This window comes from Streptomyces sp. SJL17-4, assembly GCF_036826855.1.
Lineage (GTDB): Bacteria > Actinomycetota > Actinomycetes > Streptomycetales > Streptomycetaceae > Streptomyces.
In genome coordinates this window covers 2,507,766-2,533,931 of record NZ_CP104578.1, presented here as the reverse complement: position 1 = coordinate 2,533,931, position 26,166 = coordinate 2,507,766, and the positions used below count along the sequence as shown (strand labels likewise).

24 protein-coding genes and 1 riboswitch are annotated in these 26,166 nt (G+C 71.7%); of the genes, 11 read left to right on the top strand and 13 right to left on the bottom strand.

The window, feature by feature from the left end; genetic code table 11:
* Positions 1-183: 183 nt before the first annotated feature.
* The 5 genes from rlmN (at position 184) to N5875_RS10820 (ending at position 6,058) form a co-directional block, all read left to right on the top strand.
* On the top strand, positions 184-1,290 hold the full coding sequence (rlmN, locus tag N5875_RS10840) for a 23S rRNA (adenine(2503)-C(2))-methyltransferase RlmN (protein WP_055598437.1): 1,107 nt from the start codon (positions 184-186) through the stop codon (positions 1,288-1,290).
* Positions 1,291-1,319: 29 nt separating this feature from the next.
* Positions 1,320-1,430, top strand: a riboswitch (TPP riboswitch).
* 82 nt (positions 1,431-1,512) lie between these two features.
* Positions 1,513-2,625 (top strand): thiamine ABC transporter substrate-binding protein, encoded by a 1,113-nt coding sequence (locus N5875_RS10835; protein WP_318207659.1) that lies wholly within the window; start codon positions 1,513-1,515, stop codon positions 2,623-2,625.
* Between the two features lie 38 nt (positions 2,626-2,663).
* A complete protein-coding gene (locus N5875_RS10830; protein ID WP_338499144.1) occupies positions 2,664-4,277 on the top strand; it encodes an iron ABC transporter permease in 1,614 nt (537 codons plus the stop codon).
* Positions 4,277-5,305 (top strand): ABC transporter ATP-binding protein, encoded by a 1,029-nt coding sequence (locus N5875_RS10825; RefSeq protein WP_318207658.1) that lies wholly within the window; start codon positions 4,277-4,279, stop codon positions 5,303-5,305. The genes N5875_RS10830 and N5875_RS10825 overlap by 1 nt, the downstream gene beginning before the upstream one ends.
* Before the next feature lie 102 nt (positions 5,306-5,407).
* Positions 5,408-6,058 (top strand): dihydrofolate reductase family protein, encoded by a 651-nt coding sequence (locus N5875_RS10820; RefSeq protein WP_338493332.1) that lies wholly within the window; start codon positions 5,408-5,410, stop codon positions 6,056-6,058.
* A gap of 23 nt (positions 6,059-6,081) precedes the next feature.
* Here the strand turns inward: N5875_RS10820 and N5875_RS10815 are convergent, their stop codons facing one another.
* The 6 genes from N5875_RS10815 to N5875_RS10790 all read right to left on the bottom strand — a co-directional run bounded on the left by N5875_RS10815 (position 6,082) and on the right by N5875_RS10790 (position 12,378).
* A complete protein-coding gene (locus N5875_RS10815) occupies positions 6,082-7,047 on the bottom strand; it encodes a hypothetical protein (protein ID WP_318207656.1) in 966 nt (321 codons plus the stop codon).
* Between the two features lie 142 nt (positions 7,048-7,189).
* Positions 7,190-8,347, bottom strand: a complete 1,158-nt coding sequence (locus N5875_RS10810) for a Rossmann fold nucleotide-binding protein (RefSeq protein WP_338493330.1) — start codon at positions 8,345-8,347, stop codon at positions 7,190-7,192.
* 98 nt (positions 8,348-8,445) lie between these two features.
* Entirely contained in the window at positions 8,446-9,597 is a 1,152-nt protein-coding gene (locus N5875_RS10805; protein WP_338493328.1) for a hypothetical protein, read from the bottom strand.
* Entirely contained in the window at positions 9,579-10,307 is a 729-nt protein-coding gene (locus N5875_RS10800; RefSeq protein WP_338493326.1) for an ATP-binding cassette domain-containing protein, read from the bottom strand. The genes N5875_RS10805 and N5875_RS10800 overlap by 19 nt, the downstream gene beginning before the upstream one ends.
* Before the next feature lie 215 nt (positions 10,308-10,522).
* On the bottom strand, positions 10,523-11,902 hold the full coding sequence (locus N5875_RS10795) for an aspartate aminotransferase family protein (RefSeq protein ID WP_318207652.1): 1,380 nt from the start codon (positions 11,900-11,902) through the stop codon (positions 10,523-10,525).
* Positions 11,887-12,378, bottom strand: coding sequence for an Lrp/AsnC family transcriptional regulator (locus N5875_RS10790; RefSeq protein ID WP_318207651.1), 492 nt, complete (start codon positions 12,376-12,378; stop codon positions 11,887-11,889). The genes N5875_RS10795 and N5875_RS10790 overlap by 16 nt, the downstream gene beginning before the upstream one ends.
* A gap of 205 nt (positions 12,379-12,583) precedes the next feature.
* Between N5875_RS10790 and N5875_RS10785 the strand changes: the two genes are divergently transcribed.
* The 3 genes from N5875_RS10785 (at position 12,584) to N5875_RS10775 (ending at position 15,967) form a co-directional block, all read left to right on the top strand.
* Positions 12,584-14,020, top strand: coding sequence for a gamma-aminobutyraldehyde dehydrogenase (locus tag N5875_RS10785; RefSeq protein ID WP_318207650.1), 1,437 nt, complete (start codon positions 12,584-12,586; stop codon positions 14,018-14,020).
* A gap of 143 nt (positions 14,021-14,163) precedes the next feature.
* Positions 14,164-15,330 carry a spermidine/putrescine ABC transporter substrate-binding protein gene (locus tag N5875_RS10780; protein WP_338499143.1) on the top strand — a complete coding sequence of 389 codons (1,167 nt, stop codon included), beginning with the start codon at positions 14,164-14,166 and terminating at the stop codon, positions 15,328-15,330.
* A 94-nt stretch (positions 15,331-15,424) separates the two neighbouring features.
* A complete protein-coding gene (locus N5875_RS10775) occupies positions 15,425-15,967 on the top strand; it encodes a hypothetical protein (RefSeq protein WP_318207649.1) in 543 nt (180 codons plus the stop codon).
* On the opposite strand, the gene N5875_RS10770 is transcribed toward N5875_RS10775, so the two are convergent.
* From N5875_RS10770 to N5875_RS10745, 6 genes are all read right to left on the bottom strand, one after another.
* On the bottom strand, positions 15,964-17,133 hold the full coding sequence (locus N5875_RS10770; protein ID WP_318207648.1) for a serine hydrolase domain-containing protein: 1,170 nt from the start codon (positions 17,131-17,133) through the stop codon (positions 15,964-15,966). The genes N5875_RS10775 and N5875_RS10770 overlap by 4 nt on opposite strands.
* A gap of 96 nt (positions 17,134-17,229) precedes the next feature.
* Complete coding sequence (locus tag N5875_RS10765; RefSeq protein WP_318207647.1) at positions 17,230-17,943, bottom strand: response regulator transcription factor; 714 nt, start codon at positions 17,941-17,943, stop codon at positions 17,230-17,232.
* Complete coding sequence (locus N5875_RS10760) at positions 17,940-19,121, bottom strand: histidine kinase (RefSeq protein ID WP_338493323.1); 1,182 nt, start codon at positions 19,119-19,121, stop codon at positions 17,940-17,942. The genes N5875_RS10765 and N5875_RS10760 overlap by 4 nt, the downstream gene beginning before the upstream one ends.
* A complete protein-coding gene (locus N5875_RS10755) occupies positions 19,121-19,906 on the bottom strand; it encodes an SAM-dependent methyltransferase (protein WP_338493321.1) in 786 nt (261 codons plus the stop codon). Before N5875_RS10755 ends, N5875_RS10760 begins: the two co-directional genes overlap by 1 nt.
* Positions 19,903-20,628, bottom strand: coding sequence for a glycerophosphodiester phosphodiesterase (locus tag N5875_RS10750; protein WP_318207949.1), 726 nt, complete (start codon positions 20,626-20,628; stop codon positions 19,903-19,905). The genes N5875_RS10755 and N5875_RS10750 overlap by 4 nt, the downstream gene beginning before the upstream one ends.
* Before the next feature lie 98 nt (positions 20,629-20,726).
* Entirely contained in the window at positions 20,727-21,758 is a 1,032-nt protein-coding gene (locus N5875_RS10745; RefSeq protein ID WP_318207644.1) for an adenosine deaminase, read from the bottom strand.
* 75 nt (positions 21,759-21,833) lie between these two features.
* On the opposite strand from N5875_RS10745, the gene N5875_RS10740 reads away from it, so the two are divergent.
* On the top strand, positions 21,834-22,529 hold the full coding sequence (locus N5875_RS10740) for a DUF4190 domain-containing protein (protein WP_338493320.1): 696 nt from the start codon (positions 21,834-21,836) through the stop codon (positions 22,527-22,529).
* Between the two features lie 76 nt (positions 22,530-22,605).
* Here N5875_RS10740 and N5875_RS10735 read toward each other — a convergent pair whose 3' ends face one another.
* On the bottom strand, positions 22,606-23,160 hold the full coding sequence (locus tag N5875_RS10735; RefSeq protein ID WP_338493318.1) for an NADAR family protein: 555 nt from the start codon (positions 23,158-23,160) through the stop codon (positions 22,606-22,608).
* A gap of 175 nt (positions 23,161-23,335) precedes the next feature.
* Here N5875_RS10735 and N5875_RS10730 point away from each other — a divergent pair, with 175 nt between their 5' ends.
* Together N5875_RS10730 and N5875_RS10725 are read left to right on the top strand one after the other, a co-directional pair.
* The gene (locus tag N5875_RS10730) at positions 23,336-24,850 is read left to right on the top strand and encodes a gamma-aminobutyraldehyde dehydrogenase (RefSeq protein WP_318207641.1); all 1,515 of its coding nucleotides are present in this window, start codon (positions 23,336-23,338) and stop codon (positions 24,848-24,850) included.
* A 49-nt stretch (positions 24,851-24,899) separates the two neighbouring features.
* On the top strand, positions 24,900-26,147 hold the full coding sequence (locus N5875_RS10725) for a spermidine/putrescine ABC transporter substrate-binding protein (protein ID WP_318207640.1): 1,248 nt from the start codon (positions 24,900-24,902) through the stop codon (positions 26,145-26,147).
* The last annotated feature ends 19 nt before the right edge of the window (positions 26,148-26,166 follow it).

Here is a 26,166-nt window from a genome sequence, read left to right as displayed (position 1 = left end):
CACCTTGGCAGTAGGTAGTCGCCCACGTTCATGACCATGGATTTCCCGCTGGCCGGCCTCCGCCCGGGGCCGTCTCTGGGCCGTCTGAAGGCGGCCCGAGACGGCCCCGGACGGCCCGGGACGACCACCACCGGAACGCGGAGCCCCTGGTTACCGGGATCGATCTGCGACACTGGGGGAACCATGCCCAAGCCCGGAGAACTCACTTTCGTCGCCCCCCGCGGAGCCAAGAAGCCGCCGCGGCACCTGGCCGACCTCACGCCCGCCGAGCGGAAGGAGGCCGTCGCCGCGATCGGCGAGAAGCCGTTCCGCGCCAAGCAGCTGTCCACCCACTACTTCGCGCGGTACGCGCACGATCCCGCCGAGTGGACGGACATTCCGGCCGCCTCGCGGGAGAAGCTGGCCGGGGAGCTGCTGCCCGATCTGATGTCCGTGGTGCGGCACATCTCGTGCGACGACGACACCACCCGTAAGACCCTGTGGCGGCTGCACGACGGCACGCTCGTCGAGTCGGTGCTCATGCGCTACCCGGACCGGGTGACCATGTGCATCTCCTCGCAGGCCGGCTGCGGGATGAACTGCCCGTTCTGTGCGACGGGGCAGGCCGGGCTCGACCGGAACCTGTCGACCGCCGAGATCGTGCACCAGATCGTGGACGGCATGCGGTCGCTGCGGGACGGGGAGGTGCCCGGGGGACCGGCGCGGCTCTCCAACATCGTGTTCATGGGCATGGGTGAGCCGCTCGCGAACTACAAGCGGGTCGTCGGTGCCATCCGGCGCCTCACCGACCCTGAGCCGGACGGTCTGGGGCTCTCGCAGCGCGGGATCACCGTCTCCACCGTCGGGCTCGTGCCCGCGATGCTGCGCTTCGCCGACGAGGGCTTCAAGTGCCGGCTCGCGGTCTCGCTGCACGCCCCCGACGACGAGCTCCGGGACACCCTGGTGCCGGTCAACACGCGCTGGAAGGTGCGTGAGGTCCTCGACGCGGCCTGGGAGTACGCGGAGAAGTCCGGGCGCCGGATCTCCATCGAGTACGCGCTCATCCGGGACATCAACGACCAGGCGTGGCGCGGTGACCTGCTGGGCCGGCTGCTGAAGGGGCGTCGGGTGCACGTCAACCTGATCCCGCTGAACCCGACGCCGGGTTCGAAGTGGACGGCGTCGCGTCCGGAGGACGAGAAGGCCTTCGTCGAGGCCATCGCCCGCCACGGCGTGCCGGTGACCGTGCGGGACACCCGGGGCCAGGAGATCGACGGTGCCTGTGGACAGCTGGCCGCCGCCGAGCGCTGACCTTGTAGTCTGAGCTCGAACACATCTCCATATTCCGACAGGGGAGCGCCACAGCGCTGAGAGTGCGGTCACCGTAGGACCGCAGACCCTCTGAACCTTGCCCCGGTCATTCTGGGTAGGAAGTTCGGTCGTTAACTCAAGCTGTTGCGCCCTGCCCGCGCCCGGTTCGCCGGTCGTGGGCAGGGCCGCGTCTCTTCCTGGTCATACCCAGGAGGAATCTCAGTGAGCACCACTCCGGTGAGCATCAAGAAGGCCGCCGCCGCCGCGCTCGTCGCGGCGCTGGGCGTCACCACCCTCGCCGCCTGCGGCACGGACGACGCCCGCGAGGCCGCCGGCAAGTCCGGCGCTCCCGCGCCGAAGACCGTGACCCTCGTGAGTCACGACTCGTTCAACGCCTCCAAGGAGGTGCTGGCCGAGTTCACGAAGCAGACCGGCTTCACCGTCAAGGTGCTGAAGAGCGGCGACGCGGGCGAGGCCGTCAACAAGGAGATCCTGACCAAGGGCTCCCCGCAGGGCGACGTCTTCTTCGGCGTCGACAACACGCTGCTGTCCCGCGCCCTCGACAACGGCATCTTCGTGCCGTACGCGGCGAAGGGGCTGGACCGGATCCCGGAGGCGTACCAGCTCGACAAGGAGCAGCACCGCGTCACGCCGATCGACTCCGGTGACATCTGCGTCAACTACGACAAGAAGTACTTCGCCGACAAGAAGCTGGCGCCGCCGGTGACCTTCGACGACCTGGCGAAGCCGGCGTACCGGAACCTGCTCGTCGTCGAGAACCCCGAGCGGTCCTCCCCGGGCCTCGGCTTCCTCCTCGGGACGGCCGCGAAGTACGGGGACGAGGGCTGGCAGGACTACTGGAAGAAGCTCAAGGCCAACGGCGTGAAGACCGTCGACAGCTGGGAGCTCGCCTACAACCAGGAGTTCTCCGGCTCGGCCGGCGGCAAGCAGGCCAAGGGCGACCGGCCGCTCGTCGTGTCGTACGCCTCCAGTCCGCCGGTCGAGGTGCTCTACGGCGAGCCGCAGCCGAAGGTGGCCCCCACCGGGGTGTCCACCGGGACCTGCTTCCGGCAGACGGAGTTCGCGGGCCTGCTGAACGGCGCGAAGAACCCCGAGGGCGGCAAGGCGCTGATCGACTTCCTGATCTCGAAGAAGTTCCAGGAGGACATGCCGCTCCAGATGTTCGTCAACCCGGTGGCGAAGGACGCGGCCCTGCCCGAGCTGTTCACCCAGCACGGCGTGGTCGTCGACACGCCGGAGACGATGGCGCCGGAGAAGATCGCCGAGAAGCGTGACCCGTGGATCCAGCAGTGGTCGTCGCTCGTTCTGAAGTAGTCCCCGACCGCCGGGGAAGCGCGGCGCGGCTCGGCCTGATGGTCGTGCCCGTCGCCTTCTTCGCGCTGTTCTTCGCCTGGCCCGTCGTCTCGATCGTCGAGCGCGGGCTGCGGGTCGACGGGGTGTGGCAGTTCGGCCGGTTCGGCGAGACGCTGAGCCGGCCGGAGATCCTCGACGTCCTGTGGTTCACGCTCTGGCAGGCACTCGCCTCCACCGGTCTCACCCTGCTGATCGCCCTGCCCGGCGCGTACGTCTTCGCGCGCTTCGACTTCCCCGGCAAGGGGCTGCTGCGGGCGGTCGTCACCGTGCCCTTCGTGATGCCGACGGTCATGGTCGGTACGGCCTTCCTGGCGCTCGTCGGCCGAGGCGGGCTCCTCGACGAGCTGTGGGGCGTACGACTCGACACCACGGTCTGGGCGATCCTGATCGCCCATGTGTTCTTCAACTACGCCGTCGTCGTACGGACCGTCGGGGGCCTGTGGGCGCAGCTCGACCCGCGCCAGGAGGAGGCCGCCCGGGTCCTCGGCGCCTCCCGCTGGAAGGCGTGGCGGACGGTGACGCTGCCGGCGCTGGCCCCGTCCGTCGCCGCGGCCGCGCTGATGGTCTTCCTCTTCACCGCGAGCTCCTTCGCCGTCGTCCAGATCCTCGGCGGATCCACGTACTCCACCCTTGAGACGGAGATCTACCGGCAGACCGTCGTCCGCTTCGATCTGACGACGGCGGCCGTCCTCACGATGGTGCAGTTCGTCGCCGTCGGCGTCGTCCTCGCCGTGCACGCCCGGATCGTTCGCCGGCGGGAGACCGCCCTGCGGATGGTGGCGCCCGAGGAGACGGCGCGCCGGCCCCGTGGCGTCGGGCAGTGGGCGCTGTTCGTGGCCGTCCTGCTCTCCGTCGCCCTGCTGATCGTGCTGCCGCTCGGTGTGCTCGTCGAGCGGTCCTTCGCCACCTCCCACGGATACGGGCTCGACTACTACCGGGCCCTGCGGACCCCGGACCCGTCCGGCACCTTCCTCGTGCCCCTCCTCGACACGATCGGGAACTCGCTGCGGTACGCCGTCGTCGCCACCCTGATCGCCCTTGTCATCGGTGGACTCGCGGCGGCCGCGCTGACGAGGCGTGCGGGGCGCCTGGTGCGGGGGTTCGACGCGTTGCTGATGCTGCCGCTCGGGGTGTCCGCGGTGACCGTCGGCTTCGGGTTCCTCATCACGCTCGACGAGCCGCCGTTCGACCTGCGGGCCAGCTGGATCCTCGTACCGCTGGCTCAGGCGCTGGTCGGGGTGCCCTTCGTCGTACGGACGATGCTGCCGGTGCTGCGGGCGGTGGACGAGCGGCTGCGGGAGGCGGCGGCCGTGCTCGGTGCCTCGCCGTGGCGGGCCTGGCGGGAGGTGGACCTGCCGCTGGTGCGGCGGGCGCTGCTGATCGCCGCCGGGTTCGCGTTCGCCGTCTCGCTCGGCGAGTTCGGCGCGACCGTCTTCATCGCCCGCCCCGACAGCCCGACGCTTCCGGTGGCGGTGGCCCGGCTCCTCGGCCGGCCCGGCGAACTCAACTACGGCCAGGCGATGGCCCTCTCGACGATCCTCATGGTGGTGTGCGCGGTGTCCCTGCTGCTGCTCGAACGGCTCCGGACCGAACGCACCTCGGGGGAGTTCTGATGCTGGTACTCGACGGGGCGACCGTACGGTTCGGGGAGCGGGCCGCGCTCGACGCCGTGGACCTGGAGGTCGCCGACCACGAGATCGTGTCCGTGCTCGGGCCGAGCGGCAGCGGCAAGTCCACGCTGCTGCGGGCCGTCGCCGGGCTGCAGCCCCTCGACGGCGGGCGGGTGCTCCTCGGCGGCACCGACCAGCGCGGGGTGCCGGTGCACCGGCGGGGCGTCGGCCTGATGTTCCAGGACCACCAGCTGTTCCCGCAGCGGGACGTCGCCGGCAACGTGGCCTTCGGGCTGCGGATGCGGGGTGCGGGGAAGGCCGAGCAGGCCGAGCGGGTGGCGGAACTGCTCGACCTCGTCGGGCTGCCGGGCGCCGGGCGGCGGTCCGTCGCCTCGCTCTCCGGCGGTGAGCAGCAGCGGGTGGCGCTGGCCCGCGCCCTGGCGCCCCGCCCCCGGCTGCTGATGCTCGACGAGCCCCTCGGCCAGCTCGACCGGGGGCTGCGGGAGCGGCTCGTCGTGGAGCTGCGGCAGCTCTTCGGACGGCTCGGTACGACGGTCCTCGCGGTGACCCACGACCAGGGCGAGGCGTTCGCGCTGGCCGACCGGGTGGTGGTCATGCGGGACGGGCGCATCGCCCAGTCGGGTGCGCCCGTGGAGGTGTGGTCGCGGCCGGCCTCGGAGTTCGTGGCCCGATTCCTGGGCTTCGACAACGTGGTGGCGGCCCGGGTGACCGGCCCGGTCGCGGAGACCGCCTGGGGGAAGGTCCCGGTGCCGGACGGCTCGCCGCAGGGCGAGCGACGGCTCCTGGTCAGGCCCGGCGGGGTCCGGCTCGTGCCCGTCGAGGACGGGGCGGCCTGGACGGTCGAGTCCCGGACCTTCCGGGGCAGCCATGTGGCCGTACGGCTCCGCCCGGTGGACGGCCCGCCGCTGGACGCGGAGCTTCCGCTGCGGGAGGTGCCGGAGGAGGGCGCCGCGGTGGGGGTGGAGTTCCGGGCGGAGGACGTGGTGGTGCTGGGCGACGACACGCCGTAGGAGACCCGGGGGCGGGGGTGCGATGAGTTTTCGCCGCCGGGGGAGTCTCCTTGGTGTTGTTGTTCCGTCGTCTCTCGTCGTCGCACGCACAGGAGGAACGTCATGGGCGAGCAGCTGCTCAGGGTCCAGAACTTCATGGTCTCGGCAGACGGGTTCGGTACCGGTGAGGGCCAGAGCCTGGAGCATCCCTTCGGGCACGCGGATCCCGGGGCCATGTTCTCCTGGGCGGGTGCCACGGCGAGCTGGCCCAACCGGACCGACCCCGGGGGCAGTCGTGGCCTCGACGACTACTTCACCCGGGACTTCTCCCACAACATCGGCGCCGAGATCATGGGCCGCAACAAGTTCGGGCCCCAGCGCGGGCCCTGGCGGGACTACGAGTGGCAGGGCTGGTGGGGTGACGAGCCGCCGTTCCACACGCCGGTGTTCGTCATGACCCACCACCCGCGTCCCTCGTTCACGCTGTCGGACACGACGTTCCACTTCGTCGACGGCGATCCGGAGACCGTGCTGGCGCGGGCGAAGGAGGAGGCGGACGGCAAGGACGTCCGGCTCGGCGGCGGGGCCACCGTCATCCGTGAGTTCCTCGACGCCGGCCTCGTCGACACCCTGCACGTCGCGGTCGCGCCGGTGAAGCTCGGTTCCGGGGTACGGCTCTGGGAGTCGCCCGACGAGCTGCTCGACCGGTTCCACTGTGACGTCGTGCCCAGCCCGGGAGGTGCGGTGACGCACCACATCTACTGGCGGAAGTGAGCGGAAGTGATCCGGGGGCGTCCTCAGCAGCGATCGCAGGCCCCGCGGGCCGCCCGCTGGTACAGGAGCGTGGCACGGGCCAGGGCGAGGCCGTAGCAGGAGAAGCCGCCGTAGGCGACGGCGACGACCCACGGGGCGTGGTCGGCCATCCCGACGTCGGTCACGCCCGTCCAGTCCAGCACGCCGACGGTCGCCAGGAGCGCCCCGAACGGGGCGAGCGCGCCCGCCCCGGCCCAGCCGAGCGCGAGCACCGGCAGCCGGGGCAGCCGCCGTCCCCACGGGCGGGTCAGGGCGAGCGCGAGGACCATGCCGAGGACGGCGAGGACCGCGGTGACGTCGACCCCGTGGTCGTACAGCCAGATGCCCAGGTCGCTGGTGTACTCCGGGTCTGCTCCGGGGCGGCCGGTGCCGGTGTACCCGGGGGTGACGCCCAGCGCCCAGGCCGTCTTCAGGGCGGTGTACGGCACGAGGGCGGCGATCGCGAAGAGTCCGGCGCGGGTGGTGTTCCGCCCGGCCACGGGCGGGGCGTGTCCGCCGCAGTGGGGGCAGGCGCCGAGCGCCCGGCGGCGGTGCGCGAGGGCCGCGTACCCCCACAGGACCGCGCCGAGGACGGCGGCGCTCTGGTTGGCGAGGGCCGCCCAGTCGATCGGCGGCTGGTTGCGGGAGAGGAAGAACAGCAGGTGGAGGGGGCTGAGGAGGGCACCGAAGCCGGAGGCCAGGCAGAGCGCGACGACGGGCCGGGCCGCCGTGGAAAGACGCTTCGCGTCCGGGCGGCGGAGCAGGGCGTACGCGAGGGCGGCGGCAGCCCCGTACACCACCGCCACGGCGGTCTCGGAGGGCGTGCCCGTGCCCTTCCCGAGGAGCGCGTAGCCGAACGCGGGCCCGGTGAGGGCGGCGAGGGCCGCGCCCGCGGCGTACAGCAGCGACCACAGAAGGGCGGCGCGACCGGCCCAGGAAGGCCAGTCGGCCAGAAGTCTCTTGCGCGTCATGGACCGAGCCTCCCGGCGGAGGGCCCGGGGGCCGTCGGCCTGTGGGCCGGTCCGTCTCCGCCGCGCGGGGGAGCGGGGGCGCGACCTCGGCGGTACGGGAGCCCGGCGGTACGGGAGCCCGGCGTGATCCGAAGGACAGGCCCTAACCCACCCTTCGCCTCGCCAGCCGCTCCAGGGCGTCCGGGGCCTCCTCGATCGAGTCCACGAGGGCGATGCGGGCGGCCATCGGGCGGCCCGCGGCCAGGGTCTCCAGGAGGGGCCAGGCCGGGAGGCGTTCCGTCCAGTGGGCGCGGTCGACGAGGACCATCGGGGTCGGGGGGCCCTGGGACGGGTAGTAGTTCGGGGTCGCGCTGTCGAAGATCTCCTGGACCGTGCCCGCCGCGCCCGGCAGGAAGACGACGCCCGCCGTGGACCGGGAGAGAAGGCCGTCCTCCCGTGTGGCGTTGGCGAAGTACTTGGCGATGTGGCCCGCGAAGGCGTTCGGCGGCTCGTGGCCGTAGAACCAGGTGGGGATGCCGACCGAGTCGCCGCCGTGCGGCAGGAGGGCCCGTACGCGGAAGGCCGCGCGGGCCCAGTCCGTCACCGAGGGCGCGAACGACGGGACCTCGGCGAGCTCGGCGAGCGCTTCGGCCAGGGCCTCGTCGGCGAGCGGTGCCACGTACGCGCCGAGGTTCGCGGCCTCCATCGCGCCGGGGCCGCCGCCGGTCGCCACGGTGAGACCGGCGCGCGCCAGCGCTCTGCCGAGCCGTGCGGCGCCCGCGTACGCCTCCGTGCCCCGGCCCATCGCGTGGCCGCCCATCACGCCGACGACCCGGGCCCCGTCGAGGAGTTCGTCGAGGGCGTCGGAGACGGCGTCGTCGTGGATCGAGCGGAGCATCGAGGCGAGGATGTCGCCGTCGGCCCGGGTCCGGCCGAACCACGCGTACGCGAGGGCGTCCGCCGTCCCCTCGTACCCGGTGTCCACGATCCCCTCGAAGAGTTCCTCGGGGGAGTAGAGCGACGCCCGGTACGGGTCGAAGGGCAGGTCGGGCACGGGAGGGAAGACGAGCGCGCCGTCGGCACGGACCTTGGCCGCCGCTTCCGGCTGCATCGGGCAGCCGAGGAAGACGGCGTCGACGGCGACGGCGGTCAGCAGGGCGAAGGTCCGGTCGGTGAGGTCGACCGACTGCACGCGGTACCCGGCGAGTGAGCCGGGCCGGGCGAGGGCCTCGTCGAACGCTTGAAGCGTGTGGATCTCGCGCCCGGACCGCCCGTGCCCGCGCGGTCCGGGCGGCCGGTATGCCGGGGGGAGCGTCGCCATGGGCTCACGATAGGGGCGGCACCGGGGTGCCGCCCCTGGAGGTGTCGTGCCGGTCGGACCGGGCTCGCGGCCCGACCGGCCGTCACCCCTTCGGTGTCTCAGCCGGTCAGCGGCAGCGCCGCCAGTTCAGCCACCGCCCAGGTGAGGGGGAGGAAGACCGCGAGCAGGACGCCGGCGCGCAGCAGGGCCGCCGAGCGGAGGACCGTGGGCGGGGCGCCGATGCGGAGGAGGGCCTCGGTGGTGTGGGCGCGGCACTGCTTGGACTCCAGGGCCGCGGTGAGGAGGGTGGCCGTCGTGCAGGCCAGGACGAGGGCGGCGCCCAGGCCGGTGAGCGGGCCGAAGGCGCCGGGGCCGGTGCCTTCGTCGTGCAGCGCCGCCGCCGCGAGCGTTCCGGAGATCACCGCGCTGACCACGCCCAGGGGGCGGCCGATACGGCGGGACTCGTCCATCAGGACGCGGCCCGCGAGCAGCCGGGTGGCGCCCGGCCGGACGGACTGGAGGAGGCGGCCGCAGCCGTGGACCAGGCCGGGGCCCGCCATCGCGAGGCCGGCGGCGGTGAGGACCCAGCCGGCCAGGACGCCCGCCGGGTTGCCGTCGAAGCGGCCCGGCAGGGGGAGCCCGTCGCCGGTGCCGCTGCGGCCCGCGTACGTCTCGATGGCCAGCCCGATCGCGACCAGGGCGATGCCCCACGGCAGCCCGGACGGCACCGGCTGCTCCGCGCCCTCGGGGGCGGTGGGCGCGGTGCGCGGCCGCAGGGCGAGACCCGCCGCCGTGGCCGCGACGACCGGGAGGACGGCGAGCAGGGTGAGGGCGGCGGCGAGCGGGATCGGCCGGTCGGCGGCGAGGAGGTCGGCGGCGGCCCCGTCGAAGGGCAGGCCCGTGATGTCACCGCGCAGGTGCAGATAGAACAGCAGCGCGACCATCGAGCCGAGCGTGCAGGCGACGGCCGTCGACGCGGCGGCGATCGCGGTGAGGCGGGCGGGGCCGAGGCCGATCGCGGAGAGGCCGGGACGGGGACGGGTGCTGGGGTCGGTGCGGGCCACCGCGACCGCGAACTGGACGGTCGCGGCGAGCGGCAGGACGCACCAGAGCAGCCGCAGCACGGACGCCGAGGACCGCTCCGGGTGCCCGACCGCGTATCCGAGGGTGCAGAGCAGGAGGAAGCCCACCCCCGCCGCCGCGACGGCGACGAGGAGCCTGCGCGTCTGGACGAGGGGGTGGGCCCCGCGGGCTAGACGGAGAGCGAGCACGCCGCGACGCCCTCCGCCCCTGACGCCGGGGGTACGGTGCCGACCCGGCGTCCGTCGAGGAGCGCGACCATGCGGTCGGCGAGCGCCGCGACCTCGGCGTCATGGGTGGCGAGGAGCACGGTGATGCCGTGCGAGCGGGCGGCGGCGGTCAGGGTGCGCAGGACCTGGGCGCCGTCGGCCCGGTGCAGGATCGCGGTGGGTTCGTCGGCGAACAGCACCGACGGGGTGGTGACCAGCGCGCGGGCGATGGCGATGCGCTGGCGCTGTGCGTGGGTGAGGGCGTGCGGCCGCTTGCGGGCGCAGGCGCCGATGTCGAGGCGCTCCAGCCACTCCGCGGCGGCGGTCTTCGCGACCCGGTGGGAGGCGCCGCGGAGGAGCAGGGGCAGGGCCACGTTCTCCCAGCCGGTGAGCTCGGGCACGAGACCGGGCTCGGGGTCGATCCAGCCGAAGCGGTCGCGCCGGAGCCGTTCGCGGTCGGTGGGTCCCAGGGTGTGCACGGGGCTGCTGTTGAACCAGACCTCGCCCTGCTGGGCGAGGAGCTGGCCGGACAGGCACCGCATGAGGGTGGTCTTGCCGCTGCCGCGCGGGCCGACGAGGGCGAGGATCTCGCCCTCGCGGACGCCGAGTGAGACGCCGCTGAGGGCGTCCGAACCGCCCAGGGCGCAGTGCAGGGAACGCGCCCAGAGCACGTCGTTGTCCGGTGGGGCCATCGCGTACACCTCGATGTCGGATCCGATCTGTGTCCCCCGTCCGGGGGAACGAAGGGACGGGCCTGTCGGTCACTGGGCACCGTAAGTATTCGGATCCGTTTGTACGGACAGCACGCGGCCCGGGCCGCCGCCATCCACTCGGATGGCGGCATGCCCGGGCCGGGGTCACGCCGTGAGGGCGGCGTGATGTCGTGTGCCTCGCGCGGCGGGGACCTCTAGAGCTTGGTCCAGGCCTCGGTGAGCACCGAGCGCAGGATGCCTTCGATCTCGTCGAAGGTGCCCTGGTCGGCGATCAGCGGCGGGGCGAGCTGGATGACCGGGTCGCCACGGTCGTCGGCACGGCAGTACAGACCGTTCTCGAAGAGCGCCTTCGAGAGGAAGCCGTAGAGGACGCGCTCGGTCTCCTCGTCCGTGAAGGACTCCTTGGTGACCTTGTCCTTGACGAGCTCGATGCCGTAGAAGAAGCCGTTGCCGCGGACGTCGCCGACGATCGGGAGGTCGTGCAGCTTCTTCAGGGTGTCGAAGAAGTTGCCCTCCTGGTCGAGGACGTGCTGGTTCAGGCCTTCCTTGTCGAAGATGTCGAGGTTGGCGATGGCGACCGCCGACGACACCGGGTGGCCACCGAAGGTGTAGCCGTGGAGGAAGGTGTTGTCGCCCTTGTAGAAGGGCTCCGCGATGCGGTCGGAGACGATGCAGGCGCCGATCGGGGAGTAGCCCGAGGTCATGCCCTTGGCGCAGGTGATCATGTCCGGCACGTAGCCGAACTTGTCACAGGCGAACATCGTGCCGAGGCGGCCGAAGGCGCAGATCGTCTCGTCGGAGACGAGCAGCACGTCGTACTGGTCGCAGATCTCGCGGACGCGCTGGAAGTAGCCGGGCGGCGGCGGGAAGCAGCCGCCGGCGTTCTGCACCGGCTCCAGGAAGACGGCCGCGACGGTCTCGGGGCCCTCGAAGAGGATCTGCTGCTCGATCTGGTCGGCGGCCCAGCGGCCGAAGGCCTCGGGGTCGTCGCCGTGGATCGGGGCGCGGTAGATGTTGGTGTTCGGCACCTTGTGCGCGCCGGGGACCAGCGGCTCGAAGGGGGCCTTGAGGGCCGGCAGGCCGGTGATGGACAGGGCGCCCTGCGGGGTGCCGTGGTAGGCGACCGCACGCGAGATGACCTTGTACTTGGTGTGCTTGCCCTGCAGCTTGAAGTACTGCTTGGCGAGCTTCCACGCGGTCTCGACGGCCTCGCCGCCACCGGTGGTGAAGAAGACCTTGTTCAGGTCGCCCGGCGCGTAGTCGGCGAGACGCTCGGCGAGCTCGACGGCCTTGGGGTGCGCGTACGACCACACGGGGAAGAACGCGAGCTCCTGGGCCTGCTTGTACGCGACCTCGGCCAGTTCCTTGCGGCCGTGTCCGGCGTTGACCACGAAGAGACCCGCGAGACCGTCGAGGTAGCGCTTGCCCTTGTCGTCGAAGATGTAGGTGCCCTCACCACGCACGATGGTGGGAACGGGCGAGTTCTCGTACGAGGACATGCGGGTGAAGTGCATCCACAGGTGGTCGTACGCGGTCTTGGAAAGGTCCTGGGTCACGATTATCGAGTTCCCCACATATAGGTCTGCTTCTTGAGCTTGAGGTAGACGAAGCTCTCCGTGGAGCGCACGCCGGGGAGGGTGCGGATGCGCTTGTTGATCACATCCAGCAGGTGGTCGTCGTCCTCACAGACGACCTCCACCATCAGGTCGAAGGAGCCCGCGGTCATCACCACGTACTCGCATTCGGCCATGGCCGTCAGGGCTTCCGCAACCGGATCCAGGTCACCCTCGACGTTGATGCCGACCATCGCCTGCCGCCGGAAACCCACGGTGAGCGGGTCGGTGACGGCGACGATCTGCATGACGCCCTGATCGAGCAGCTTCTGGACGCGCTGCCGCACGGCTGCCTCGGAGAGGCCCACGGCCTTGCCGATCGCCGCGTAGGGACGGCGACCGTCCTCCTGGAGCTGTTCGATGATCGCCAGGGAGACGGCGTCGATCGTCGGGGACGAACCGGTTCCGGTTCTGGGTTCTGTGCTTCGACTGACCACGACTTCACTGTGCACCGAGAATGTCGGTCTTGCAACCCCAGAGTGATGAAATCCGTTGTCGAGGGACTTGAATCTCACGGAATCCGAAGTTGGAGGGGGGTGGGCCTGTTGAAAGCGTCAGCCGAGCGACTAGGCTGAGGTGTCTCGCCCATCGGGACACCGCACAAGGACGTGCGACGACAGAACGTGACAGGAGGGGTGGCAAGTGACCACCGAGCTGCGCCGGCTGCGTAACTACATCAACGGGGAGTTCCGCGACGCGGCCGACGGCCGCACCATCGAGGTGGTCAACCCGGCCACCGGCGAGGTGTACGCCACCTCCCCGCTCTCTGGCCAGGCTGACGTCGACGCCGCGATGGAGGCCGCCGCGGCCGCCTTCCCCGCCTGGCGTGACACCACCCCGGCCGAGCGCCAGAAGGTGCTCCTCAAGATCGCCGACGCCTTCGAGGAGCGCGCCGAGGACCTGATCGCCGCCGAGGTCCAGAACACCGGAAAGCCCGTCGCCCTCACGGCGAGCGAAGAGATCCCGCCGATGGTGGACCAGATCCGCTTCTTCGCCGGTGCCGCCCGGATGCTCGAGGGCCGCTCGGCCGGCGAGTACATGGAGGGCATGACCTCCATCATCCGCCGCGAGCCCGTGGGCGTCTGTGCCCAGGTCGCGCCGTGGAACTACCCGATGATGATGGCCGTGTGGAAGTTCGCCCCGGCGCTCGCCGCGGGCAACACCGTCGTCCTCAAGCCCTCGGACACGACCCCCGCGTCGACCGTCCTGATGGCGGAGATCATCGGCCAGATCGTCCCCAAGGGCGTCTTCAACGTCGTCTGCGGCGACCGCGAGACGGGCAAGGCGATGGTCGAGCACCCGACCCCCGCCATGGCCTCCATCACCGGCTCCGTACGTGCCGGCATGCAGGTCGCCGAGTCGGCGGCCAAGGACGTCAAGCGCGTCCACCTGGAGCTGGGCGGCAAGGCCCCGGTCGTGGTCTTCGAGGACACCGACATCGACAAGGCCGTCGAGGACATCTCCGTCGCCGGCTTCTTCAACGCCGGCCAGGACTGCACGGCCGCCACCCGCGTCCTCGTGCACGAGTCCATCCACGACGAGTTCGTGGCCGCGCTCGCCAAGGCCGCCTCCGAGACCAAGACCGGTCAGCCGGACGACGAGGACGTGCTCTACGGCCCGCTCAACAACGCCAACCAGCTGAAGCAGGTCACCGGCTTCATCGACCGCCTCCCGGCGCACGCCAAGGTCCAGGCCGGCGGCCACCGGGTCGGCGACAAGGGCTACTTCTACGCCCCGACCGTCGTCTCCGGCCTCAAGCAGGACGACGAGATCGTGCAGAACGAGGTGTTCGGCCCGGTCATCACCGTCCAGTCCTTCGCGGACGAGGCGCAGGCCCTGGAGTTCGCGAACGGCGTCGAGTACGCTCTCGCCTCCTCCGTCTGGACCAAGGACCACGCGCGCGCGATGCGCATGTCCAAGTCGCTCGACTTCGGCTGCGTGTGGATCAACACCCACATCCCGCTGGTCGCCGAGATGCCCCACGGCGGCTTCAAGAAGTCCGGCTACGGCAAGGACCTCTCCGCCTACGGCTTCGAGGACTACACGCGCATCAAGCACGTCATGACCTCCCTGGGCTGAACCCCGGCCTGAACGCCACGCGGCCCCGGCACCCCGGTCGACAGGGTGTCGGGGCCGCGCCGCGTCGCTCGACGGAGCGTCCATTGCCCCGCCCGGTGACCTGCCGCGATGCTGCCTGGGTGAGAGCGACAGCCAGGAACAACATGTCCCGCCGGTCCCTGCTGCGCGGCATCGGCGGTGCCGGGGCCGCGAGCCTGCTCGCCGTCGGATGCGGGGTCCCCGCCGCCTACGTGGACGAGGGCGACCGGGCCGGCCGCGACCTCTCCGCCGGGGACCGGACGCTCGACTTCGCCAACTGGCCGCTCTACATCGACACCGACGACGAGGACGCCAGGAAGCGCCCGACCCTCGACGCCTTCGGGAAGCGCACCGGGATCTCCGTCCGGTACACCGAGGAGATCAACGACAACGACGAGTTCTTCGGCAAGATCAGCCCGTCCCTGATGAACCGCCAGGAGACCGGCCGTGACCTGATCGTCGTCAGCGACTGGATGGCCGCCCGCTTCGTCCGCCTCGGCTGGGCCCAGGAGATGAACCGCGCCACCCAGCCGAACGTCACCGAGCACCTCGACCCGCAGCTCCGCTCGCCCGCCTTCGACCCGGGCCGGCTGCACAGCGTCCCCTGGCAGTCCGGGATCACCGGCATCGCGTACAACCGCCGGAAGCTGGGCCGGGAACTCCGCTCCACCCAGGAGCTGTGGGCCGACGACCTGCGCGGCAAGGTCACCCTGCTGTCCGGGCTCGACGAGGCCTTCGCGCTGCTCATGATGGGCCGGGGCGTCGACGTCACCCGATGGACCGGCGACGACTTCCACGCCCTGTGCGAGCAGGTCGAGGGCCTCGTGAAGACCCGGCACATCCGCCGCTTCACCGGCAACGACTACATCAAGGACCTGTCGACCGGCGACGTGCTGGCCTGCCAGGCCTACTCGGGCGATGTCATCCAGCTCCAGGCCGACAACCCGGACATCGAGTTCGTCGTGCCCGAGGAGGGCGCCGAACTGTGGGCCGAGTCCCTCGTGATCCCCAACCTCGCGCACCACAAGGCCAACGCCGAGAAGCTCGTCGACTACTACTACGAGCCCGAGGTGGCCGCCGAACTCGCCGCCTGGGTCAACTACGTCTGTCCCGTGCCGGCCGCGCAGCAGGTCCTCGCGGACTCCGGCGACGAGGAACTCGTGGCGCTCGCGGAGGACCCGCTGATCTTCCCGGACGCGGACATGCGCGGGCGGCTCGCGATCGCCCGGGACATCACCGCGCGGGAGCGGCAGGACTTCACGAAGAGGTGGAACGCGATCGTGGGGCTGTGAGTCGGGCGAGGGGCCGGGACCGTGGGCCGTGAGCCGAGGCGACGGAACCGACCCCCATTTCTGAACACGTTCAAGATGGGCGTACGCTGCCCTCATGAGCGACTCGAACGGGCCGAGAGCCCTTCTCACGCGCATCCGCGTCTGGCTGATCGTCTTCGTCGTCTGCCTGGTCCTGAGCGGGATCACCGCGTTCCCGCTCGTCACCGAACTCCGGCTGCTCGACTCCTCGCTCGACGGGTGGGCGGCGCCCGTGGCCGAGCTCCTCCCCGGCCTCGCCGAGTGGATCGACCGGGTGCGGGGCGGTCTCGAAGCCGCCGACGAGCAGGCCCCGTACCTGCTCTACGGCAACGACTGGCTGGCCTTCGCCCACCTCGTCATCGCGGTCGCCTTCCACGGCCCCTACCGCGACCCCGTCCGCAACATCTGGGTCGTCGAGTTCGGCATGATCGCCTGCGTCGGCATCATCCCGCTCGCCCTGATCTGCGGACCGATCCGCGACATCCCCTTCTGGTGGTCGGTCATCGACATGTCCTTCGGCGTCATCGGGATCCTGCCGCTGCTCCACGTGCGCCGGATGATCAAGCGGCTCGAGGCGGCCGGGACCGGGACGGTCGCGCCGGAGCCCGTGACCGTCTAGTCCGGCAGGCCGTACGCCGCCACCATGACGTTCAGGGCGGTCGGGTTCATGTCCTGGCCCTTCGCGTCGGTGGAGTTGACGCTGTAGACGAGGGTGCGCTCGCCGCCGCGGGTGGAGGCGATGGCCGCGTTGTACCCCCAGCGGCCGCCGGTCTTGCCCCAGACCTCGCGGCCGCCGAGCTTCTTCATCGACAGGCCGGCGGAGTACGCGGCCGGGGCGCCGGACTTCAGGTCCGTCACCTTCGGCAGGGTGAACATCTCCTCCAGGAGCGGCCCGCGCACCACCCGGCCCGCGAACAGCGCCCGGGTGAACCGCTCCAGGTCGGCCGTGGTCGAGATGATGTCCCCGGCCGCCCAGCCGTCCGTCACCCCCCAGACGGAGACGTCGCGCAGCCCCGTCGTCCCGTCGTCGAGCCGCATGGTCTGGTAGCCGTGGTTGTACGGCCCGGCGATCCCGGCGGCCTCACCGGGGAGGTACGTGTCCCGCAGGCCCAGCGGGCGCAGGATCCGCCGCTCCACCTGCCGCTCGTACGAGTCGCCCGTCACCCGCTCCACGATCAGACCCGCGATCGTGTACCCGATGTTGAGGTAGTGCTGCTGGGTGCCGGGCCGGAACTCGCGCGGCTTCGCCGTCGCCGAGCGGACCATGGCCTCCGGGCTGTGGACGTCGAAGCGGTGGGCGTACCACTCCTCCACCGTGTCTCCGACGGCCAGGTCGGGGGCCGGGATGCCGTGGGTGTGGTTCAGGAGCTGGCGGACGGTCACCGTGGCGTACCGGCCGGGGATCAGCTCCGGAAGGTACGAGCGGGCCGTGCGGTCCAGGTCGATCCGGCGCTCGGAGGCCAGCTGGAGGACGGTCGCGGCCGTGAAGACCTTCGTCACCGAGCCGGCGCGGAAGCGGGCGGCCGGGTCCGCCGGGGCGCCGGTCGTCAGGTCGTGGACGCCCGAACTGCCCTGCCAGGAACCCTCGGTGCCGCCGACCCGGACGAGCGCGGCCGTGGCGTCGGCGCGGGGCAGTCCGGCGATCGCCGTGCTCAGGTCCGGGCTCACCGGCCGTGTGGTCGACGCTGCGGCCGGGGGCGTCGCGAAGGCCGGCGTGAGCGCCGGGCCCGCCGCCACCCCCAGGACGAGCGCCGCGGCGAGCAGCGTGCGGGTGGACTTCCTCATGGTCAACTCCGGTGGTGTGAGCCGTTGTTCTCGATGGCTCCATCCTGCTGACCTGCGGCGATCGGCGGATCGCCCGCACCGGCGGTCTTCCGCCGGTCAGTTCCTCGCCGACGCGGGGGAGGGGCGGGACCCCTCGCCTCCCCCGGGCGGGGGAGAGCCCGCCGCGACCAGACCCGTCTCGTACGCGCAGATCACCGCCTGGATCCGGTCCCGCAGGCCGAGCTTGGAGAGCACGTTCCCCACGTGCGTCTTCACCGTGTGGTCGCTGACCACCAGCTCCGCCGCGATCTCCGCGTTGGAGAGACCGCGCGCGAGGAGCAGCAGCGTCTCCCGCTCCCGGCCCGTCAGCACGTCGAGCCGGGGGTCCGGGGCGGTCCTGCGCGGGCCGGCCGCCGTGTACTGCTCCACCAGGCGGCGGGCCACGGACGGCGCGAGCAGCGAGTCGCCCGCGGCCACCACCCGTACCGCGTGCACCAGATCGTCCCGGCGCACGTCCTTGAGGAGGAAACCGCTCGCGCCCGCGTGCAGCGCCTCGTACACATACGCGTCGGTGTCGAAGGTCGTCAGGATCACCGTCCGGCAGCCGGTCCCCGCGCTGATCGCCCGGCAGGCCTCGATGCCGTCGGTGCCGGGCATCCGGATGTCGAGGAGCGCCACGTCCGGGGCGTGCCGGCGCACCGCCTCGATCGCCTCCGCCCCGTCCCCGGCCTCCGCCACGACCTCGATGTCCGGCTGCGCGTCGAGGATCATCGCGAAGCCGCTGCGGACCAGTTCCTGGTCGTCCGCGACCACCACCCGGATCGTCGTCATCCGCCCACCTCCGCCGTGGAGGGTACGGGGAGCAGGACCCGCACCTCGAACCCCCGGCCGCCCGGACCCGGGCCGGCCGTCACCGTCCCGCCGTGTGCGGTGGCCCGCTCCCGGATGCCGGTGAGGCCGTGGCCGCCGGAGCCGGTGCTTCCGTCGGGGCCGCGTCCATCGTCCGTGACGGTGACCCGGAGGACGCCGTCCGCGTGGGCGAGCCGGACATCGGCCCGGCGCGCGCCCGCGTGCTTGACCACGTTCGTCAGGGCCTCCTGCACGATCCGGTAGGCGCTCGCACCGGTCGCCGCGGGCAGCGCCCGTACCCCGCCCTCCGTCGTGTACTCCACCAGCAGACCGCCGGACCTCACCCGCTCCACCAGCGAGGGGATCCCGGAGAGGTCCGGCTGCGGCTCGCGGGGCGGCGCGCCCTCGGGCCCCTCCCGCAGCAGCCCCAGCATCTGCCGCAGCTGGGTCATCGCCTCCCGGCCGGTCTCCGAGATCGCGCCGAACGCGGCCTCCGCGCGCTCCGGCGCCGTCCGCACCGCCACCGGTCCGGCCTCCGCCTGCACGATCATCAGGCTCACCGCGTGCGACAGGATGTCGTGCATCTCCCGTGCGATCCGGGCCCGTTCCCGCGCGGCGGCCCGCTCGGCCTCGATCAGGTGCGCCCGCTGCCGGGCGTCCTGGAGCCGGCCGAAGACATAGGCCGCGGCGAACACGAAGAGCGAGAAGGTCAGTTCGCGGGCCGTCCGGGTGTTGAGCCCCACCGAGACCGGCACCGCGACGACCAGGAGCCCCGCCGTCGCGAGCCGTTTCCACGTCGGCGAGAGCAGCGCGATCGTGTAGACGATGACGAGTCCGGTGTACGGCAGCGGCTGCCCCGGCCCTTCGAGCGCCAGCTTGTACAGCGCGCTCGTCGCCAGGATGGCGAGGAGTACGGCGAGGGGCGCACGCCGCCGCCAGACGAGCGGGACCACCGTGAGCGTGGTCAGTCCGTACGCCGCCCAGGTCGCCGGTTCGAGTTCCGGCCCGCGCGGCACCACGAACGGCATCGTCATCGCCGCCTGGACGAGCAGCGCGATCCCCACGTCCACCGCCCATGGATTCGCCGCGCCCCAGGTGCGGGCCCGCTCCCACCGGCCGCGTACGTCCCCCCGGCCGCGGACATTCCCTCTCGGGGCCATTACGGCTTGCGGCCCACCGCGCCGAACTGCGCGACCACGGGGACGTCTCCGGTCGTCGCGCGCCAGCGCGAGCAGGACAGGATGCCCGGCTCCAGGACGTCGAGGCCGTCGAGGAAGGAGGCGAACTCGGTACGGCTGCGGGCGGTGATCGGCGGGGTCGCGTTCTCGTTCCAGAAGGCCATGGCGGCCTTGTTGCCCTCCCCGCCGAGCTCCGGCTCCAGGGTGGGGTGGGTCAGGACCAGGTAGCTGCCGGAGGGGACGGCGTCCATCAGGGTGCGGACGATCGTCCGGGCCTCGGTGGTGTCCAGGACGAAGTTGAGGATGCCGAGCATCATCACGGCGACCGGACGGGAGAGGTCGAGGGTCGCGCCGGCCGCCGCCAGGATCTTCTCCGGGTCGTGGGCGTCGGCGTCCACGTACTCGGTGACGCCCTCCGGGGCGCTGGTCAGCAGCGCGCGGGCGTGGGTGAGGACGATCGGGTCGTTGTCGACGTAGACGATCCGGGCGTCGGGCGCGGCCCGCTGGGCGACCTCGTGGGTGTTGTCGGCGGTCGGCAGGCCCGTACCGATGTCGAGGAACTGGCGTACCCCGGCGTCCGCGGCGAGGAAGGTGACGGCGCGGCCGAGGAACGCCCGGTCCGCGCGGGCCACTTCGCCGATGCTCGGGTAGAAGCCGGTGACCTGGTCGCCCACCGCCCGGTCGACCGGGTAGTTGTCCTTGCCGCCCAGCCAGTAGTTCCACACCCGGGCGTTGTGGGCGATGTCGGTCCGGATCCGGTCGTTCATCCCTGGGCCTTTCGAAGGACGGCGGAGAGCGTGTCGACCCGGTTCGTGGTGATCGCGTCGACCCCGTTCCCGATCAGCTTACGCATGGTGCGCGGGGTGTCCGCCGTCCAGGCCGAGACGAGGAGACCGTCCCGGTGCACCCGGTCGGTCAGCGCCCGACTCACCAGGCCGAAGCGGTAGTTGAGCCAGCGGGGCCGGACCACGTCGAGCAGGATCGGGCGGGGCGGGGCGAGCGAGGTCCAGGTGAGGGCGATCTCGGCGGCCGGATCGGCGGCGCGCACCTGGAGCATGGCGACGGCCCCGGCGCAGTAGTAGACGCGCTCCCCGGCGCCGCACTCGCGGACCGTACGGACGATGGCCCGGACCGAGTCCTCGTTCCCGCCGGGCAGGTCCAGCATCAGCCGCTTCTCCCCGGCGGTGAGCAGTGCCTCGCGCAGGGTCGGGACCTTGCCGTACGTCAGCTCCCGGACCTGCTCGTACGAGAGGGCGGAGAGCGGGCGGTCGTGGCCCCACAGGCGCTTCAGGGTGTCGTCGTGGAGGAGGACGGGCACGCCGTCCTTCGTCAGCCGGACGTCGACCTCGACGGCGTCCGCCCCCCGCTCGATCGCCGAGGCGATCGAGGCGAGGGTGTTCTCGCGGACGCGGTACGGGTCGCCGCGATGGCCCACGACGGTGACGGAGGCCCTGGCCTCGGCGGCTTTCACGACGGCGGTCGGGTCCATGGCGGTGTCGGAGTCCATGGGCCCATTCTCGCCGTCGTCGGCGCGGGAGCCAGCCGTCGGCGCGTGAGCCGGTCGTCAGCGCGCCGGCCGGCTGCCGGTCAGCGCGCCAGCCAGTTGTCGGTGTACGTGTCGATCTCGGCGGCGATCCGGGCCTTCCCGGCCGGGTCGAGGAACGAGGCCTCCACCGCGTTCTTCGCGAGGGCGGCGACACCGCGCTCGTCGAGGCCGAGGAGCCGGGCGGCGACCGCGTACTCGTTGTTGAGGTCGGTGCCGAACATCGGCGGGTCGTCGCTGTTGATGGTGACGAGGACGCCGGCGTCCACCATCTGCCGGATCGGGTGCTCGTCCAGGGTGGCGACGGCCCGGGTGGCGATGTTCGAGGTCGGGCAGACCTCCAGCGCGATGCGGTGCTCCGCCAGGTGGGCGAGGAGCGCCGGGTCCTGGACCGAGCTGGTGCCGTGGCCGATGCGCTCGGCGCCCAGGTCGTTGATCGCGTCCCAGATCGTCTGCGGGCCGGTCGTCTCGCCCGCGTGCGGGACCGAGCGCAGTCCGGCCGCGCGCGCCCGGTCGAAGAACGGCTTGAACTGCGGGCGCGGCACGCCGATCTCGGGGCCGCCGAGGCCGAAGGAGACCAGGCCCTCGGGGCGCAGCCCGTCGGTGGTGGCCAGGCGGGCGGTCTCCTCGGCGGAGACCAGGCCGGCCTCGCCCGGGATGTCGAAGCACCAGCGCAGGAGGGTGCCGAACTCGGCCTCGGCCGACTTGCGGGCGTCCTCGATGGCCGCCATGAAGGCCCGCTCGTCGATGCCCCGGCGGGTGGAGGAGTAGGGCGTGATGGTCAGCTCGGCGTACCGGATGTTCTGCCGGGCCATGTCACGGGCGACCTCGAAGGTCAGCAGCCGGACGTCCTCGGGGGTGCGGACCAGGTCGACGACCGAGAGGTAGACGTCGATGAAGTGCGCGAAGTCGGTGAACGTGAAGTAGTCGGTCAACGCCTCCGGGTCCGTGGGGACCTTGGAGTCGGGGTGCCGGGCGGCGAGCTCGGCGACGATCCGGGGCGAGGCGGAGCCGACGTGGTGGACGTGCAGCTCTGCCTTGGGCAGGCCCGCGATGAAGGGATGGAGGTCGGTCATCCCGTCATCGTAGGCCGGACGGTTCCCCCTCAGAGGTGAGGCCGTAGCATGGCGGGACCATGATGGGGGAGGCCCATGTCTGACAACCAAGACCAGTCGCGGGGCGGGTACGACCCGACGGACCCGTGGGCTCCGCCGAACCGCGACGGGGTCGAACTGAGCAAGCCGGCGACCCCGTCGCCGCCGCCGGTGCACGACCAGCAGACCGTCACGTCCGTGCCGCTCGCGTCGCCCGGCCCGCACGACGTTCCGCCGCCGCCGGTCGCACCCGGCGGGCCCGCGGCCACGCCCGGCGCGTACGGCTATCCGGCGGCGGACACGTCCGGCGGGTACGGCTACCCGGTGGCCCCGACCCCGGCGGCGACGCCGACGGGCTCCTCGTACGGCTACCCCGGCTACCCCTCGACGGGTGGCGGCTACCCCGGCCAGACCGGCTGGCAGCAGTCCCCGTCCAACGGCATGGGGACGGCCTCGATGGTGCTCGGCATCATCTCGGTGGCGGGCTTCTGCCTGTGGGGCCTGGGGGCGATCCTCGGCATCCTGGCGCTGATCTTCGGCATCATCGGGATGAAGAAGGCAGGCCGGGGCGAGGCGACCAACCGGGGCATGGCGGTCGCGGGCGTCGTGCTCGGTGCGATCGGCACCCTGATCAGCGCCGTCTTCCTGGGCTTCATCATCTGGGCGGCCAGTCAGGACTCGTCCAGCTTCGACGACTCCGGCTACGACGAGGACCCGTTCGCGTCGAGCCTGGTGGTCGGGAGCGACCGCTAGACCGAAGAGCACGCGCCGAAGGCCCCGCACTCCGTGAGGAGTGCGGGGCCTTCGGCGTCCGTCCCACCGGCGCGTCTCACGCGGCGCCCTGCCGCAGCCGCTCCCGTGCCTCCATCAGGGCGAAGCCCAGGAGGTTCTCGCCGCGCCAGCTCGCCGGGTCGTGGGCGCGGGGGTCGTCGGCCGCCAGGCCGATGCCCCAGACGCGGTCCACGGGGCTCGCCTCCACCAGGACCCGGGTGCCGGTGCCGAGGAGGTAGGCGCGCAGGGCCTCGTCCGAGGAGAACTTGTGGACACTGCCCTCGACGACGATCCCGAAGCGCTCCCGCGCCCACACCGTCTCGTCGAAGCCCCGGACGAGCCGTCCCGCCTTCTTGGCCTCGGCCGGGGTACGGGCGGACAGCGCGGCCCGCTCCGCTTCGGCGTCCCCGAAGAGCCGGGCCTTGGCCGCCATCATCCAGTGCTCGGCCGTCGCGTACGACACGCCGGAGACCACGAAGGGCGCCGGCCACCACTGGCTGAGACAGCTCGCCGAGAGCCGCCCGCCGGGATGCGGGCGGTGGCCCCAGAAGTGCAGCCACTTCACCTTGTCACCCCTGCTGACCTGCTGTGTCAGTGTCTCGACCATGCTCATGCACGCGAGTCTGGCATCCGCCACGGACACTCCGTACGGAGATTTTCCGGCCTCCTCGACACATGGTCGACCGATTCCGTCGCGTAACCAAAAGGCAACAACGGAATCACTTGTTGGACCACCATCCCTCTGTCAGGATCGGCACTCAATTCGAGCTGGAACAACGGAGAGCGTCATGGGCAACCGCTTCCAGGTGACGGACCGCTTCGCGGACGGCGCACAGTACATCGGCGGGCGGCTCCGCGCCGGAACCTCCGGTCAGGAACACAGCGTGATCGATCCGGCGACCGGGGAGAGCGTGTACACCTACACGCTCGCCTCCACCGCCGACGTGGACGAGGCCGTCGCCGCCGCGAGGGCGGCCTTCCCGGGCTGGGCGGGTGCCACCCCGGGCGAGCGCTCCGACGCGCTCCACCGCTTCGCCGGTGTCCTCGCCGAGTGGGCCGAGGACTTCGCCCGCGTCGAGTCCCTCCAGTGCGGCAAGCCGCTCAAGCTCACCACCGAGTTCGACGTGCCCGGCACCGTCGACAACACCGCCTTCTTCGCGGGGGCCGCCCGTCACCTCCAGGGCCAGTCCGCCGCCGAGTACAGCGGCGACCACACCTCGTACATCCGCCGCGAACCCATCGGCGTCGTCGGCTCCATCGCACCCTGGAACTACCCCCTCCAGATGGCTGCCTGGAAGATCCTCCCGGCCATCGCCGCCGGCAACACGATCGTCCTCAAGCCCGCCGAACTCACCCCGCTGACCTCCCTGATGTTCGCGCAGGCGGCGAAGGAGGCCGGCATCCCCGACGGTGTGGTCAACATCGTCAACGGCGCCGGGAAGACCGTCGGCGAACACCTCGTCGGCCACCCCGACGTCGTGATGACCTCCTTCACCGGCTCCACCCCCGTCGGCAAGCGGGTCGCCGAGATCGCCACCGCGACCGTGAAGCGCCTCCACCTCGAACTCGGCGGCAAGGCCCCCTTCGTCGTCTTCGACGACGCCGACCTGGAGGCCGCCGCCCACGGGGCCGTCGCCGCCTCCCTCATCAACAGCGGCCAGGACTGCACGGCCGCCACGCGCGCGTACGTCCAGCGCCCGCTCTTCGACGCGTTCGTGGCGCGCGTGGCCGAGTTGATGGAGTCCGTGCGGCTCGGCGACCCCTTCGCGCCGACCACCGACCTCGGCCCGCTCATCAGCCACGCCCAGCGCGACCGGGTCGCGGCCTTCGTCGAGCGGGCCCGCGGCTACGCCACCGTCGTCACCGGCGGCGAAGCCCCGGGCGGAGACCTGAAGGAGGGTGCGTACTATCGTCCGACCCTGATCACCGGCGCCGCGCAGGACAGTGAGGTCGTGCAGTCGGAGATCTTCGGCCCGGTCCTGGTGGCCCTGCCCTTCGACAGCGACGACGAGGGCATCCGGCTCGCCAACGACACCCCCTACGGCCTGGCCGCCTCGGCCTGGAGCCGGGACGTCTACCGGGCCAACCGCGCCACCCGGGAGATCAAGGCCGGCTGTGTCTGGGTCAACGACCACATCCCGATCATCAGCGAGATGCCCCACGGCGGCACCAAGGCATCGGGCTACGGGAAGGACATGTCGGCCTACTCCTTCGAGGAGTACACGCAGGTCAAGCACGTGATGTTCGACAACACCGCGGTGGCGGCGAAGGACTGGCACCGCACGATCTTCGGGGACCGATAGCAGCCCGTCGCCCGACCCGCGACGCAACCATCCCGAAAGGGCACAGCGCATGGAGCAGTACGAGTCCGACAGCCTGTCCGCCGCGCAGACGGCGGCGATACGCCGCAGCCTGACGAGCGGCCGGGGCGCTCTCACCCGCCGTTCGATGCTGCGCGCCGGAGGCGTCGGAGCGCTCACGGTCGGCGGCTTCGCGTCCCTGAGCGCATGCGGCATCCCGCCGGCCAAACGGGAGGGCCAGGGACCCGCCTCCACCGACGTGTCGGCCAAGGAGAAGACCCTCGCCTTCTCCAACTGGACCGAGTACATGGACGTCAGCGAGGACGAGAAGTCCCGCCCGACCCTGGAGGCGTTCGCGAAGCGCACCGGGATCAAGGTCAAGTACACCGAGGACATCAACGACAACGTCGAGTTCTTCGGCAAGATCAAGCCGCAGCTCGCGGCCGGCCAGGACACCGGCCGCGACCTGATCTGCGTCACCGACTGGCTCGCCGCCCGCATGATCCGCCTCGGCTGGGCCCAGAAGCTCGACGCCTCGAACCTCCCCCACGCGTACGCGAACCTCTCCGCCCAGTTCCGCAGCCCCGACTGGGACCCGGGCCGCGCCTACTCGTACCCGTGGACCGGTATCTCCACGGTCATCGCGTACAACGCCAAGGCGACCGGCGGGAAGAAGGTCGACTCGGTCACCCAGCTCCTCGACGACCCCTCCCTCAAGGGCCGGGTCGGCTTCCTCACCGAGATGCGCGACTCCGTCGGCATGACGCTGCTCGACCTCGGCAAGGACCCGGGGAACTTCACCGACGCCGACTACGACGCGGCGATCGGGCGCCTCCAGAAGGGCGTCGACAAGAAGCAGATCCGCCGCTTCACCGGCAACGACTACACCTCCGACCTGGACAAGGGCGACATCGCCGCCTGTCTCGCCTGGGCCGGCGACATCATCCAGCTCCAGGCGGACAACCCGGACATCAAGTTCTCCATCCCGTCCGCCGGCTACATCACCTCCAGCGACAACCTGCTCGTCCCCACGCAGGCCCGGCACAAGACGAACGCCGAGAAGCTCATCGACTACTACTACGAGCTTCCCGTCGCCGCCCAGCTCGCCGCGTACATCAACTACGTGTGCCCCGTCGACGGGGTGAAGGACGAGCTCGCCAAGATCGACCCCGAACTCGCGAACAACACGCTGATCCTCCCGGACAAGGCCATGGCCAAGAAGTCGCACGCCTTCCGCTCGCTCACCGGCGCGGAGGAGACGGCGTACGAGGAGAAGTTCGCCAAGCTCATCGGCGCCTGAGGCCCCCTTCGTCCACCTC